This is a genomic window from Ensifer sp. BR816 (genome assembly GCF_000378985.1).
Lineage (GTDB): Bacteria > Pseudomonadota > Alphaproteobacteria > Rhizobiales > Rhizobiaceae > Sinorhizobium.
The window spans coordinates 727,180-739,922 of record NZ_KB905370.1; the positions used below are offsets into that span (position 1 = coordinate 727,180).

The following is a 12,743-nucleotide window of genomic DNA, read 5'->3' on the forward strand; positions in this document are numbered from 1 at the left end:
CTGCGACGTCCGAACTCGCGGAACTGTTCGAGCCGGGCGGATTTGGTGCGACACTGTAAGTCCCTCCCCCTTGTGGGGATGGGTTGGGGAGGGGTTGCGCCTCAGGACCGCCTCTCCGTCGAGAGCAGTTCACTGTCGACCACCCGGCCAGTCGCATGAGCACCAAAAACCTCGTCGATCGACGCAGCTTCGTCAAAATGGCCGGGGCCGCCTGGATGGCGACGCTTGGCGCGCGCGGCGCCTTCGCGCTCGAGCGGACCGACGCCGTCTTCGCCTCGGCCTTCATGGCACCGGACGGCAGCTATGGCGTGGCGACGCTGACGGAAGAGGGAGAGATCGTCGAGCGAACGCTCTTGCCGGCGCGGGCGCACGGCATGGCCTTCTCGCCGGCGACCCGCCGGGCGGTCGCCTTTGCGCGCCGGCCGGGAACCTATGCGATGATCCTGGCGACCGATCGCACTGCCGAGTCGGTCGTCATCACCGCCGCCGAAGGCCGCCACTTCTTCGGCCACGGCTGCTTCTCGGTCGACGGGAGGCTGCTCTACGCCACGGAGAACGATTTCTCCGCCAATCGTGGCATGATCGGCGTCTATGACGGGACGCGCGGCTTTATCCGCACCGGCGAATTCCCGACCTATGGCATCGGCCCGCACGACATGACGCTGACCGCCGACGGCCGGACGCTCGCAATCGCCAATGGCGGCATCGAGACCCATCCGGATTTCGGCCGCACCAAGCTCAATCTCGACCACATGGAGCCGAGCCTCGCGCTCGTCGACACCGCGACCGGCGCGCTGATCGAGAAACACGGCCTGCCACCGGAACTGAAGCGGCTTTCCACCCGCCACGTCGACATCGGCGCCGACGGCCGGGTCTGGTTCGCCTGCCAGTACGAGGGCGCGCGCGACGACCTGCCGCCGCTTGTCGGGTATTTCAAAAAGGGAGAGGAACTGAGTTTTGTCCCCCTGCCCGAGCGCACGACCGCCGCCCTCGCCAATTATGTCGGCGCCATCGCCGTCAACCGCCGCGAGGGACTTGTCGGCCTCACATCGCCGAAGGGAAATGTCGCTGTGACGCTCGATGCGAAAACGGGGGCGGTCCTGAAGGAGGAACGGGTCGCGGATGCGGCGGGCGTTGCCGCCGCGAAGCCCGGCTTCGCCGTCTCCTCCTATGACGGCCGGTTCAGGGACCGCCGAAGCCCGGTCGCCTGGGATCAGCACATCGTCCGGCTGGGATAGCGCCGGATCGATGAAAGACCCCTCCCCAACCCCTCCCCACAGGTGGGAGGGGCTTAACCTGCCGCGCCGTTTCCACTTCTGTTTCAGCGCTTCGACGAGCGCAATGGCGGGAAGCTGCGCAGGCGATCGCCGCGGCCGCGTAGCCCCTCCCACCTGTGGGGAGGGGTTGGGGAGAGGTCTTCTCCGGAATCAGGCCGAACGATCCCCGAGCCCCGAAAGCGTTGCCAGGTCATCCCAGCGATAGGCGATCTGCTCCAGGCTCTCGCGGCCGACGCTGACCCGCCCCTCTCCCACCGCTCGTGCCCCGAGCCGCTCGTAGAAGGCCCGGTTCGGATTGGCTGCCAGCACCCAGGCAAAGAGCGACGAGGCCTGCATTTCCCGGCAATGGGCCGCGACGGTGCGCACCAGTGCCGAGCCGATGCCGGCGCCGTGAAATTCCGGCAGAAGATAGAGCTCGTAGAGTTCCCGGTCGAAGGCCGGTGGCATGGACCGCGCCCGGCCGTAATTGGCGAAGCCGATCACCCGCTCTTTCGAGAGATCAACGGCGACCAGGAGGAAGGCTGCTGGAATCCGCATTCGCCGCGCATGGCCGATAGCCTGGTCCTCGACTTTCATGGCGTCGAGATAGGCATCGGAAATGATCCCGCGAAAGGTCGCGCGCCAGGTGCTCACCAGCACCGACGCGATCATCATCACGTCATCCGGTATGGCCGGGCGGATCTCTATGCGCCTGAAATTCCTCATCAGGATGATATATGGATGCGACGTGCCTCCCGAAAGTCCGTCGGCACCGGGTTCGCGGCCGTGACGTGCGGACGATTGCGCTTGTCCTCGGTCGCGACGCATGCAACTGTCGGCGCGATCGGGCATTCCGGTCCGTTTCGGCAAGGGGCTTTTTAACTGATGGACGACAGCGAGCCGCACGATTTTCGTGCCCGCATCCGGGAGAGTTTCGGCCGCCAGGCCGCCATGCGCACGATCGGGGCGGAACTCACCCTCGTCGAGCAGGGCACGGTGGAAATCGAACTGCCGTTCGATCCCAAGCTGACGCAGCAACATGGTCTCCTGCATGCCGGCGTGATCTCGGCGGCACTCGATGCCGCCGGCACCTATGCGGCCTATTCGCTCATCGATCCCGACGCCTCGCTGCTGACGATCGAATTCAAGGTCAATCTCCTGTCGCCCGGCCGCGGCGAGCGCTTCCTCTTTCGCGGCGAGGTTACGAAGCCGGGCACGACGATCATCGTTTCGGACGGCAAGGCCTATGCGGTGAGGTCGGACGGGCCGGCGAAGCTGATCGCCTCGATGACCGGAACGATGATGGTGGTGCGCGGCCGCGAGGGGATCGAGGGATGAGTTTCGAGTTGAAGCCGGTCGCCGGCAAGAACATCCTCTACGTGATGGCCGTCGACCCGGAATACGGCCCCTGCCTTCGCGACCGGATCAGGCCGCTGATGACCGGCGTCGGCCCGGTCGAGGCGGCCGTCGGCCTGACCAGGGCGCTTTGCGAGCTCAAGGCTTCGGGCAGGCTGCCGGATCTTCTCGTCTCGCTCGGCTCCGCCGGTTCCTCGACGCTCGAACAAACGGAAATCTACCAGGCGACCTCGGTCGGCTATCGCGACATGGACGCCTCGCCGCTCGGCTTCGAGAAGGGCGCGACGCCCTTTCTCGACCTGCCGGCCGTCGTCAAGCTGCCGCATCGCGTCCCGGGCGTGAAGGAGGCGCGGCTTTCGACCGGCGCCAATATCGTCTCCGGCAAGGCCTATGACGATATCGACGCCGACATGGTCGAGATGGAGACCTACGCCATCCTGCGCGCCTGCCAGGCCTTCGGCGTACCGCTGATCGGGCTGCGCGGCATATCGGACGGCAAGGCCGAGCTGAAACATGTCGACGACTGGACGGAATATCTGCACATCATCGACGAGAGGCTGGCAGGCGCCATCGATCGGCTCGAAGACGCTCTCGCAAGCGGCGAAATCCGGCTCTGACGGTTCTGCAGGAGGTCCGAAATTGTCGGGGTGCAATGAAATCGTTGCGCCAAGGGCGGCCTTTCATTAAAGGCTCGCCATGATCAAGCTTGCCTGAAGGCCCGCCATGACCCAGACAGCCCATCCCGACACCGTCCTGATCGTCGATTTCGGCAGCCAGGTAACGCAGCTCATCGCGCGGCGCGTGCGCGAGGCCGGCGTCTATTGCGAGATCGTGCCGTTCCAATCGGCCGAAGAGGGCTTCGAGCGCCTGAAGCCGAAGGCCGTGATCCTGTCCGGCAGCCCGGCCTCGACGCTCGACATCGGCTCGCCGCGCGCGCCTTCGGCGATCTTCGAAAGCGGCCTGCCGGTCTTCGGCATCTGCTACGGCCAGCAGACCATGTGCGCGCAGCTCGGCGGCAAAGTGGAAAGCGGCCATCATCGCGAATTCGGCCGCGCCTTCCTGGAAGTCGAAAAGGAATGCGCCCTCTTCGACGGGGTCTGGTCGCTCGGCTCCCGCCATCAGGTCTGGATGTCGCATGGCGACCGCGTTACCGCGCTGCCGGAAGGCTTCGAGGTGGTGGCGACCTCGTCCAATGCCCCCTTCGCCTTCATCGCCGACGAGACGCGCAAATATTACGCCGTGCAGTTCCATCCGGAAGTGGTGCACACGCCCGACGGCGCCAAGCTGATCTCCAACTTCGTCCACAAGATCGCCGGAATCCGCGGCGACTGGACGATGTCGGCCTACCGCGCCAAGGCGGTCGAAGCGATCCGCGAGCAGGTCGGCGACAAGAAGGTGATCTGCGCGCTTTCGGGCGGCGTCGATTCTTCCGTTGCAGCGCTCCTCATCCACGAGGCGGTCGGCGACCAGCTCACCTGCATCCTCGTCGACCACGGCCTGATGCGCAAGGACGAGGCGGCGAATGTCGTCGCCATGTTCCAGGAGCATTACAACCTGCATCTCCTCCATATCGATGCCTCCGACCGCTTCATCGGCGAGCTTACGGGCGTCAGCGATCCGGAAACCAAGCGCAAGATCATCGGGCGACTGTTCATCGAGGTCTTCGAGGAAGAGGCGAAGAAGCTCGGCGGCGCCGATTTCCTCGCCCAGGGCACGCTCTATCCTGACGTGATCGAAAGCGTTTCCTTCACCGGCGGCCCGTCGGTGACGATCAAGTCGCACCACAATGTCGGCGGCCTGCCGGAGCGCATGAACATGCAGCTCGTCGAGCCGCTGCGCGAGCTCTTCAAGGACGAGGTGCGCGTGCTCGGCCGCGAACTCGGCCTGCCGGACAGCTTCATCGGCCGCCACCCCTTCCCCGGCCCCGGCCTTGCCATCCGCTGCCCCGGCGGGATTTCCCGCGAGAAGCTCGAAATCCTGCGCGAGGCGGATGCCATCTATCTCGACGAGATCCGCAAGGCGGGCCTCTACGACGCCATCTGGCAGGCCTTCGCCGTGCTTCTGCCGGTGCAGACGGTCGGCGTCATGGGCGACGGGCGGACCTACGAATTCGTCTGTGCACTGCGCGCCGTCACCTCGGTCGACGGCATGACCGCCGACTTCTACCACTACGACATGGAATTCCTGGGCCGCGCGGCGACCCGTATCATCAACGAGGTGCGCGGCATCAACCGCGTCGTCTACGACGTCACCTCGAAGCCGCCGGGCACGATCGAGTGGGAGTGAGGGGCGGACCCCCGACAAGGCAGGGGTGTGTTCGCTGAGGACAATCCGTCCAACAACTTGTGTCCGAGCGATTTCCGTATAGGCTGGCCCCGCTTCATGCATGCGGCGAGGGGAGCACGATGGCAAAGGCAGGATGGACGTGGGTCAAGACGCTCGCCCCTGACCAGAAAGCCGCCATCGCCGCCACGTGCGAAAGATTCATCGCCGAGAAACTGAAACCCCGCTTCCGTCCGCAGATTCGGCCGATGGCGTTCAACTACCCGATCGACATTCTCGGCAAGTGGCGGGGCAGCAAGTACAGCTTCATCACGCGCTATCGCTCCGGCTTTGCCGACAATGCCGGCGAGGAATTCGACACGGGCTTTGCACGCCTCGATCATCGGGAGGAAAGCCTCACGGACGTCCTGTTCGACGTCATGTGGTACAGGCACACGGGGCGATGGTGGCGCCTGTATTCCGGCGTCCCCCTCGAAGAGGCGCTCCACCTCATCGAACCGAAGAGGTGCTTCAGCCCCTATGAACTCTGCAAGCAAACCACGCTTTAGCACCGGTGCCTTGCGCAACCTCGTCGGCAGCAAGGTCTATGCACGCGGCGAGGCGTATTTTCGCGACAATCGCGTCGAGCTCCTCGCCGTTCAGCCGCAACGCGTGCTGGCGCAGGTGAACGGCACCGAGGACTACCGGGTCGAGCTTAACGGCCGCGGCGAGACGATCGACGGCAACTGCTCCTGCCCGGCCTTCGAGGATCGGGGCTGTTGCAAGCACATGGTTGCGACCGCACTGGCGGCGAACGCTGGCGGCCAGGGGGCCGAAGAGGACGGCGTCGATGCGGCGACGCGTATCCGCACCTATTTGCAAAGCAAGGGCGTCGACGCGCTCATCGACATGATCATGGACCTCAGCGAGTTCGATCTGGCGCTGTTCCGCCGATTGGACATGGCCGCCGCTGCGACGCATGGCGACGGCAAGGCGATCCAGACGCGGATGCTCCGGGCGATCGACGGCGCCACACATACGGACGGCTACGTGGGATATCGCGAGGCAGACGAATGGGCCGCGGGCGTGGCGGCGGTGCTCGACACTCTCGCCGGCCTCTCTGCTGCTGGCCATGGCGCGCTTGCACGCGAACTTGCGGAACGGTCGATCGACCGGATCGAAGACGCGCTCCAGGACATCGATGATTCCGATGGCCACGGCAGCGAGCTTCTCACTCAGGCCCGCGACATCCATCTCGCTTCGGTGCGCGTTGCTCGACCGGACCCCGCTACGCTCGCCCAGTACCTCTTCGAGCGCGAGATGGGCGGGGACTACGACACGTTCTTCAACGCCGCCGGCATCTATGCGGATGTCCTGGGTGCAGAGGGGCTCGCCGAGTATCGCCGTCTCGCCCTCGTGGAATGGGAGAAACTGCCGCCAAGGCGCGGCGGCGGCGTGCGGAACCGAACCGAATATGTAGCCGGTTATGGTCAGTTGCAGCGCATCCTCGATACGGTCGCCGCAGACGAAGGCGATATCGCGGCGCGCATCGCACTGCGCACGAAGGACCTGTCGTCACCGTCGAACTATCTGGAACTGGCTGACTTCTGCCGGCGGCATGACCGCGAGGACGAGGCTCTTCGCTGGGTCGAGGAGGGCCTGTGGATCTTCGAAGACGAACGGCAGGACGAGCGGCTCGTCTTCCTCGCTGCCGACCTGCTGACGAAGGTTGGCCGGGGTACGGAAGCCTTGCAGCTTTTGTGGCGTGCCTTCGAATCTCCGAGTTCCGCGCTCTATGAACGGCTTCGCCAGTTGGAGGGGGAGGCCGCATGCGACAAGGCGGTAAGGCTCATCGAGTCCCGGTTCGCCAAACAGGATGGCTTTCGTTTCGCCCAACCCGATCTTCTCATCGAGATCCTGATAAAAGAAAATCGGTTCGACACAGCCTGGGCGGCGGCGGAAAAATACGACGTATCGGTCTATAAGAGACAAAGTCTCGCGCGCGCGAGCGAAGCCACTCATCCGCAGCACGCAGTCCGGGTCTATGCCGAGCGCGTGGAGGAGCTCGTCAAGCTCGGAGGCAACCACAACTACGAGGAAGCGGCAGCGCTGATCGCGCGCATCGGCAGCTGGCGAAACGCCACCGAGCACTCGGCCTATCTCGCCGAACTGAAGGCGCAGCATAACCGCAAGCGCAACTTCATGAAGCTCCTGGAGTGATCGAATGCGTCGCGCCGAGATCGACAGCCAGAACCGCTATCTTCTCAAGCGACCGCAGGATTACCGCCTGGCGGCGGACATCATCGCTCGCGCTTGGGCGACCTTCCCGGAAGTCGAGGCGATCGCCGTCATCGGCTCGGTTGCAAAGCCGCTGTGGAAGGAGGTCCCCGTTTCAGAGACTTTCGCCGCCGCGGCATCGAGGTCTGGCACGAATGCGGCGATCTCGACAGGGCCATCTGGATCGACTCGCAGGAGCGGCTCGGCGACCTGCGGAAAGCGTGCACCAGGGCCCTGCGCGCGGCCTTCGAAGCGGGAGCAGGCATGAGCGTTCCGAGCAATGAGGTCGATGGCTTCCTGTTCGAACCGGGCAGCGACCGTTATCTCGGGCGCCTCTGCAAGTTCAGCCGGTGTCCCAAAGGCAAATTCGATTGCCCTACGCCAGGCTGAGGCGCAATCCCCTTCAACAAGGTCGTCGCGGGATTTGCGCCGCGTGCCGACCTGTTGGAGCCGGCGCGCTATGCGATGCTCTATGAGCGGGGAAAGGGAGTGCTGCGCTCCGCGCTCGACCTGCCCACGGTCGAAGAGGATTGATTCGGCCAGTCAATCGGCTTGCGTGGCGAGGCTCAAGCAAATAGCGATGGGTATCGCCCGAACCATTGAGGACGGCAAAGTGGAAATTTCCGAGATCATCATCGCCGGCGACACGCCTGGCCTCGAATGGCGGCTGCCGGTGTTCCGGTTCACCGGGACCAGACCCGAGGCACCGCGGACCTATATCCAGGCCGCCCTCCACGCCAACGAACTGCCAGGCACAGCACTGCTTCATTTTCTCGTGGAGCGACTGCGCCAGGCCGAAAGCGAAGGCGCAATCCTCGGCGACATCACCGTCGTCCCACAGGCAAATCCGATCGGCTCGGCGCAGACGCATTTCGGCGAGCTGCAGGGCCGGTTCGATCTCGGCACCCGCACCAATTTCAATCGCGATTTTCCCCTGATCACACTCGGCGAGCGCGCCGGCCTCATTGAAGATCTCGACCGGCATTCGGCCATCGACCGGCTGAAGCGGCAGCTTCTGCATAAGGCACTCAGTTGCGATCTCGTTCTCGACCTGCATTGCGACGACGAGGGGCTGCAATACGCCTATATCGACGAGGCCTTCTGGCCCGAGGCGGCCGATCTTGCCGCTGCACTCGGCATGGATGCGGTGTTTCTCTCGGATGGCGAAAGCTCCGCCTTCGAGGAGGCCGTCGCCTATGCCTGGAAGTGCGAGAACACCGGCGAGAAGAAGGCCCTGCGCGACCGGCTCTCGGTGACCGTCGAACTTCGCGGCACGCGCGACGTCTATCCGGAAATGGCCCGCAAGGATGCGGAAGGACTCTACAGTTTCCTCGCTGCGCGCGGCGTCGTCGCGGCGGATCGCGCGTCCCTTCCGGCCTTTGGCGGGGTCGTTGCGCCGCTCGACAATATCGAGATGATCCGTGCGCCGGAGGCGGGCGCCATCCTCTTCCACAAGGACATCGGCGAGCGCATCAAAACCGGAGACCTGCTCGCGACGATCCTGACGAGGCCCGGCATGCCGGATGGAGCGGTCGAGGTTCGGGCGCCCCAGGACGGCCTGATCGTCACCCGCGTTTCGACCCGCATCGCCCGCCGCCGGTCGGACCTGATGAAGATCGCCTGCGCCGAGCCGTCGCGGGCGATCCGCAGGCCGGGTACGCTGGAACCGTGACTCTTTGAGTGCCGCCGCCTACGGCGTAGCGCCACCCTGCATTTTCGGGCTGTCGAGCAGGATGGTCGAGCGCAGCGTCTTGATCTCCGCGATCTGCTCGAACTCGCTCCACAGCAGGCGCTTGTAATCCGCCACGTCGCGCACCGCGATCTTCAGCAGGAAGTCGAAATCGCCGGCGACGGTGTGGCACTCGACCACCTCCGGCATGCGCGACACCAGTTCGATGAAGCGCTGGCCGACCTTGCTGGCGGTGCGTTCCAGCGTCACCTCGACAAAGGCGTGAAATCCGATCCCCAGCGCCTTCGGGTCGACGATCACCGTCTGGCGGATCACGCCGGACGAATAGAGACGCGCCAGCCGCCGCGACAGCGGCGCCGGCGACAGGCCAATCCGGGCGGCGAGTTCGTTGTTGCTCAGCGATGCGTCGTCGATCAGCAGCCTGATGATCCGCCGGTCGGTCGCGTCCAGTCCCGTTCTTTCGATTTCCATGAGGCCTCACCGCGGGCTTGAGCAAATTTGATGCAGTATGTACGCATTCTATCGCAAAAATGCGCATGAGTAGCGGCAAATCCAGGCAAATACGGCGTCGAATTTGCGCCAGGCTTGTTCTACATAGGAAACCGACAAGCCGCTAATGCGGCTTGCGTTTGAGCCAACGCAAGACGACTATCGACTGATCCCAGTTCCAAGGATTTTCCAGATGTTCGACGCCCTCGCCCGCCAACCCGACGATCCGCTGCTGGCCCTGATCGGCCTCTTCCGCAAGGACGAGCGCCCCGGCAAAGTGGATCTCGGCGTCGGCGTCTATCGCGACGAAACCGGCCGCACGCCGATCTTCCGGGCCGTCAAGGCGGCGGAGAAGCGCCTCCTTGAAACGCAGGAGACCAAGGCCTATGTCGGGCCCGAAGGCGACCTGGTGTTCCTCGATCATCTCTGGACGCTCGTCGGCGGCGACACGGTCGAGCGCGGCCATGTGGCTGGCGTGCAGACCCCCGGCGGCTCCGGCGCGCTGCGCCTGGCGGCGGATCTGATCTACAGAATGGGCGGCCGACGGATCTGGCTCGGCCTGCCGAGCTGGCCGAACCATGCGCCGATCTTCAAGGCGGCAGGCCTCGAAATCGCCACCTACGACTTCTTCGACATTCCGTCGCAGTCGGTGACCTTCGACAATCTCGTCAGCGCGCTCGAAGGTGCTGCCGCCGGCGACGCGGTGCTCTTGCATGCGAGCTGCCACAACCCGACCGGCGGCGTGCTGACCGAACCCCAATGGATGGAGATCGCCGCCCTCGTCGCCGAGCGCGGCCTGCTGCCGCTCGTCGATCTCGCCTATCAGGGTTTTGGCCGCGGCCCCGAGCAGGATGTCGCCGGGCTTAGGCACCTCTTGACCGTCGTTCCGGAAGCGCTGGTGGCGGTTTCCTGCTCGAAATCCTTCGGCCTCTATCGCGAGCGCACCGGCGCGATCTTCGGCGTCACTGCCTCGGCCTCGTCCGCCGATACGGTACGTTCCAATCTCGCCGGCCTTGCCCGCACCAGCTATTCCATGCCGCCAGACCACGGCGCGGCGGTCGTCCGCACCATCCTTGCGGATCCCGAGCTTGCCCGCGACTGGGCCGAGGAACTGGAAGGCATGCGGCTGCGCATGACCGGCATCCGCCGGGCGCTTGCCGAAGGGCTGAGGAGCCGCTGGCAGAGCCTTGGAGCGGTCGCCGACCAGGAGGGCATGTTCTCGATGCTGCCGCTGACCGAAGCGGAGGTGATGCGACTCCGGACAGAACACGGCATCTACATGCCGGGCTCGGGCCGCATCAACATTGCCGGGCTGAAGACGGCTGAGGTCGCCGGCGTCATCCAGAAATTCACGAGCCTTTGAACGGACCGCCGGATGACAGCCAACAGCGAAGCGGTCGACTCTCCGGTCGAACGCCATAAACTCTACGAGGACGTGCTCGCCATCCTGACCGGCACGCTCATCGTCTCCCTCGGGGTGGTGATCTACAGCAAGGCGGTGCTCCTGACCGGCAGCACCGCCGGGCTGGCGCTGCTCCTGCAATATGCGACCGGCACCAGCTTCTGGCTGATGTTCTCGCTCGTCAACCTGCCCTTCTACATCTTGGCGATCAGGCGGCTCGGGTGGCTCTTCACGCTGCGCACCTTTTTCGCCGTCAGCCTCGTCTCGCTCTTCTCGCGGCTGACGGCTGAATGGGTCGAGTTCGCGCGGCTCGACCCGGTCTATGCGGCGATCGTCGGCGGTGGGCTGATGGGGATGGGGCTGCTCGTCCTCTTCCGCCACCGCACCGGCCTCGGCGGCATCAACATCCTGGCGATCTACCTGCAGGAAAAGAGCGGCATCCGGGCCGGCTATTTGCAACTGGCGGTCGACCTCGCAATTCTCGCCGCCGCTTATTTCGTGCTGCCGCCCGCCAACCTGATGCTCTCGGTGCTCGGGGCAACCGTCGTCAATATGATGCTGGCGATCAACCACAGGCCCGGACGCTATGTCGGCGTGACCTGAGATCGCCGCCTCCGGACTTTTCTCCGCCGCCGCCTGCGGCTATGTGTGATCCCGAATCCGGCGGAAGAGAATAGGCAATGACGGTCACGATCTACGGCATCAAGAACTGCGATACGATGAAGAAGGCGCGCGGCTGGCTCGACGGCCGCGGCGCGGCCTACCGGTTCCACGACTACAAGGCCGAGGGCATCGACCGCGCTCACCTCGAGCGCTGGTGCGCCGAACTCGGCTGGGAGACGGTCCTCAATCGACAGGGCATGACCTTCCGCAATTTGCCGGAGGCGGAGAAGCAGGATCTGACCGCCGAAAAGGCGATCGCGCTGATGCTGGAGCAGCCGTCGATGATCAAGCGGCCGGTGCTGGAAGCCGAGGGCAAGCTCGTCGTCGGCTTCAAGCCCGAGCTCTACGAAGCCGAATTCGGCGCCTGAGCTCGATGTCCAGGACCACCCGGGCAACGCAGACGCTCACCAAGGCCGGCATCGCCTTCACGGTGCACAGCTACGACTACGATCCGGGGGCCGAGCGCGTCGGGTTGCAGGCGGCCGAAGCGCTCGGCGAGGACCCTTCGCGCGTGTTGAAGACGCTGATGGCGGAGGTGGACGGCAAGCCGGTCTGCTGCATCGTGCCGTCGGACCGGGAAGTGAGCATGAAGAAGCTTGCCGCCGCCTTCGGCGGCAAGTCGGCCAGCATGATGAAGCCGGCCGACGCCGAGCGGTTGACCGGCTATCACGTCGGCGGCATCAGCCCCTTCGGCCAGAAGAAGCTCGTGCCGACGGCGATCGAAGAAGCGGCGCTCGCGGAAGCGCTGGTTTTCATCAATGGCGGCCAGCGCGGGCTGCAGGTGCGGCTCGACCCGAAGGATGTGCGGGCGGTTCTCAGGGCGATTGAGGCGGCGCTGATCGCCTGACGACGTCAGGAGAGTCTTGAAAGCAGGGCGGCGAGCGCCTTGGCCTCTGGCTCACTGAGCTTCGTGCCGACATGCGTCTCGATCGACTGCGAATAGGTCTCCCACATGCGAGCCCGCATCGCCCTCCCCGCTTCGGTGACGGTGACCCAGCAACCGCGCGCATCCTCGTCATAGGACTCGCGGCGCACTAGTCCTTCCTTTTCCAGCCGATCGATCAGGCGGGAAAGATTGTATTGGGCAAGAAGCGTCCGAGCCTCGATCTCGAACGGGCGTAGCCTGCCTGCTTCGACCTTCACCAGTTCCCAGAGCACGTCGTACCAGGAAAGCGGCGGGAGACCTGCCGCCTTAAACTCCTTCTCGATGGCAGCAAGCACGCGCTGCTGCGCCCGCATGAGCCCGACCCAGGCCTCGGTGGTCGCCAAGGTCGGCGCGTTTCGCCCAGATCCGTCCTCATTCCTCATAGATGCAATTACATCTATCTTGACGGATTTGGCAAGTCAT

The 12,743-nt window shown here is 64.8% G+C and carries 14 protein-coding genes and 1 pseudogene; 12 read left to right on the plus strand and 3 right to left on the minus strand.

The features are described from left to right. Window positions 1-155 precede the first annotated feature (155 nt). The gene (locus RHIBR816_RS0103450) at window positions 156-1,238 is read left to right on the plus strand and encodes a DUF1513 domain-containing protein (RefSeq protein WP_018235141.1); all 1,083 of its coding nucleotides are present in this window, start codon (window positions 156-158) and stop codon (window positions 1,236-1,238) included. Between the two features lie 189 nt (window positions 1,239-1,427). Here the strand turns inward: RHIBR816_RS0103450 and RHIBR816_RS0103455 are convergent, their stop codons facing one another. After that, the gene (locus RHIBR816_RS0103455; RefSeq protein WP_026186603.1) at window positions 1,428-1,982 is read right to left on the minus strand and encodes a GNAT family N-acetyltransferase; all 555 of its coding nucleotides are present in this window, start codon (window positions 1,980-1,982) and stop codon (window positions 1,428-1,430) included. 159 nt (window positions 1,983-2,141) lie between these two features. Between RHIBR816_RS0103455 and RHIBR816_RS0103460 the strand changes: the two genes are divergently transcribed. The 7 genes and pseudogenes from RHIBR816_RS0103460 to RHIBR816_RS0103490 all read left to right on the plus strand — a co-directional run bounded on the left by RHIBR816_RS0103460 (window position 2,142) and on the right by RHIBR816_RS0103490 (window position 8,823). Continuing rightward, on the plus strand, window positions 2,142-2,594 hold the full coding sequence (locus RHIBR816_RS0103460; RefSeq protein WP_018235143.1) for a PaaI family thioesterase: 453 nt from the start codon (window positions 2,142-2,144) through the stop codon (window positions 2,592-2,594). Beyond that, window positions 2,591-3,229: a 5'-methylthioadenosine/S-adenosylhomocysteine nucleosidase gene (locus RHIBR816_RS0103465; protein WP_018235144.1), complete on the plus strand. Its 639-nt coding sequence runs from the start codon at window positions 2,591-2,593 to the stop codon at window positions 3,227-3,229. Before RHIBR816_RS0103460 ends, RHIBR816_RS0103465 begins: the two co-directional genes overlap by 4 nt. Window positions 3,230-3,335: 106 nt before the next feature. Beyond that, window positions 3,336-4,898: a glutamine-hydrolyzing GMP synthase gene (gene guaA, locus RHIBR816_RS0103470; RefSeq protein WP_018235145.1), complete on the plus strand. Its 1,563-nt coding sequence runs from the start codon at window positions 3,336-3,338 to the stop codon at window positions 4,896-4,898. A 119-nt stretch (window positions 4,899-5,017) separates the two neighbouring features. After that, window positions 5,018-5,443 (plus strand): hypothetical protein, encoded by a 426-nt coding sequence (locus RHIBR816_RS35245; protein ID WP_018235146.1) that lies wholly within the window; start codon window positions 5,018-5,020, stop codon window positions 5,441-5,443. Beyond that, window positions 5,415-7,094 (plus strand): SWIM zinc finger domain-containing protein, encoded by a 1,680-nt coding sequence (locus RHIBR816_RS0103480; protein ID WP_157628138.1) that lies wholly within the window; start codon window positions 5,415-5,417, stop codon window positions 7,092-7,094. Before RHIBR816_RS35245 ends, RHIBR816_RS0103480 begins: the two co-directional genes overlap by 29 nt. Window positions 7,095-7,098: 4 nt before the next feature. Then, window positions 7,099-7,685 (plus strand): annotated as a pseudogene (locus RHIBR816_RS38975) (hypothetical protein). 79 nt (window positions 7,686-7,764) lie between these two features. After that, window positions 7,765-8,823: a succinylglutamate desuccinylase/aspartoacylase family protein gene (locus tag RHIBR816_RS0103490; protein WP_026186604.1), complete on the plus strand. Its 1,059-nt coding sequence runs from the start codon at window positions 7,765-7,767 to the stop codon at window positions 8,821-8,823. A gap of 18 nt (window positions 8,824-8,841) precedes the next feature. Here the strand turns inward: RHIBR816_RS0103490 and RHIBR816_RS0103495 are convergent, their stop codons facing one another. Beyond that, window positions 8,842-9,312 carry an Lrp/AsnC family transcriptional regulator gene (locus RHIBR816_RS0103495; protein ID WP_018235152.1) on the minus strand — a complete coding sequence of 157 codons (471 nt, stop codon included), beginning with the start codon at window positions 9,310-9,312 and terminating at the stop codon, window positions 8,842-8,844. A gap of 211 nt (window positions 9,313-9,523) precedes the next feature. On the opposite strand from RHIBR816_RS0103495, the gene tatA reads away from it, so the two are divergent. The 4 genes from tatA to ybaK all read left to right on the plus strand — a co-directional run bounded on the left by tatA (window position 9,524) and on the right by ybaK (window position 12,242). Beyond that, window positions 9,524-10,693, plus strand: a complete 1,170-nt coding sequence (gene tatA / locus RHIBR816_RS0103500) for a tyrosine aminotransferase (RefSeq protein WP_026186605.1) — start codon at window positions 9,524-9,526, stop codon at window positions 10,691-10,693. Window positions 10,694-10,705: 12 nt separating this feature from the next. Then, window positions 10,706-11,335, plus strand: a complete 630-nt coding sequence (locus RHIBR816_RS0103505; RefSeq protein ID WP_018235154.1) for a YitT family protein — start codon at window positions 10,706-10,708, stop codon at window positions 11,333-11,335. 77 nt (window positions 11,336-11,412) lie between these two features. Beyond that, on the plus strand, window positions 11,413-11,763 hold the full coding sequence (locus RHIBR816_RS0103510) for an ArsC family reductase (RefSeq protein WP_018235155.1): 351 nt from the start codon (window positions 11,413-11,415) through the stop codon (window positions 11,761-11,763). A 5-nt stretch (window positions 11,764-11,768) separates the two neighbouring features. Next, a complete protein-coding gene (gene ybaK, locus RHIBR816_RS0103515; RefSeq protein ID WP_018235156.1) occupies window positions 11,769-12,242 on the plus strand; it encodes a Cys-tRNA(Pro) deacylase in 474 nt (157 codons plus the stop codon). A gap of 5 nt (window positions 12,243-12,247) precedes the next feature. Here the strand turns inward: ybaK and RHIBR816_RS0103520 are convergent, their stop codons facing one another. Next, window positions 12,248-12,703 (minus strand): MarR family winged helix-turn-helix transcriptional regulator, encoded by a 456-nt coding sequence (locus RHIBR816_RS0103520; RefSeq protein WP_026186606.1) that lies wholly within the window; start codon window positions 12,701-12,703, stop codon window positions 12,248-12,250. Between the last annotated feature and the right edge of the window lie 40 nt (window positions 12,704-12,743).

What these genes read in the sequence shown, in the direction of transcription:
- RHIBR816_RS0103450 (WP_018235141.1), top strand. Translation starts at nt 156, where the DNA reads ATGAGCACCAAAAACCTCGTCGATCGACGCAGCTTCGTCAAAATGGCC.
- RHIBR816_RS0103455 (WP_026186603.1), bottom strand. Translation starts at nt 1,982, where the DNA reads ATGAGGAATTTCAGGCGCATAGAGATCCGCCCGGCCATACCGGATGAC.
- RHIBR816_RS0103460 (WP_018235143.1), top strand. Translation starts at nt 2,142, where the DNA reads ATGGACGACAGCGAGCCGCACGATTTTCGTGCCCGCATCCGGGAGAGT.
- RHIBR816_RS0103465 (WP_018235144.1), top strand. Translation starts at nt 2,591, where the DNA reads ATGAGTTTCGAGTTGAAGCCGGTCGCCGGCAAGAACATCCTCTACGTG.
- guaA (WP_018235145.1), top strand. Translation starts at nt 3,336, where the DNA reads ATGACCCAGACAGCCCATCCCGACACCGTCCTGATCGTCGATTTCGGC.
- RHIBR816_RS35245 (WP_018235146.1), top strand. Translation starts at nt 5,018, where the DNA reads ATGGCAAAGGCAGGATGGACGTGGGTCAAGACGCTCGCCCCTGACCAG.
- RHIBR816_RS0103480 (WP_157628138.1), top strand. Translation starts at nt 5,415, where the DNA reads ATGAACTCTGCAAGCAAACCACGCTTTAGCACCGGTGCCTTGCGCAAC.
- RHIBR816_RS0103495 (WP_018235152.1), bottom strand. Translation starts at nt 9,312, where the DNA reads ATGGAAATCGAAAGAACGGGACTGGACGCGACCGACCGGCGGATCATC.
- tatA (WP_026186605.1), top strand. Translation starts at nt 9,524, where the DNA reads ATGTTCGACGCCCTCGCCCGCCAACCCGACGATCCGCTGCTGGCCCTG.
- RHIBR816_RS0103505 (WP_018235154.1), top strand. Translation starts at nt 10,706, where the DNA reads ATGACAGCCAACAGCGAAGCGGTCGACTCTCCGGTCGAACGCCATAAA.
- RHIBR816_RS0103510 (WP_018235155.1), top strand. Translation starts at nt 11,413, where the DNA reads ATGACGGTCACGATCTACGGCATCAAGAACTGCGATACGATGAAGAAG.
- ybaK (WP_018235156.1), top strand. Translation starts at nt 11,769, where the DNA reads ATGTCCAGGACCACCCGGGCAACGCAGACGCTCACCAAGGCCGGCATC.
- RHIBR816_RS0103520 (WP_026186606.1), bottom strand. Translation starts at nt 12,703, where the DNA reads ATGAGGAATGAGGACGGATCTGGGCGAAACGCGCCGACCTTGGCGACC.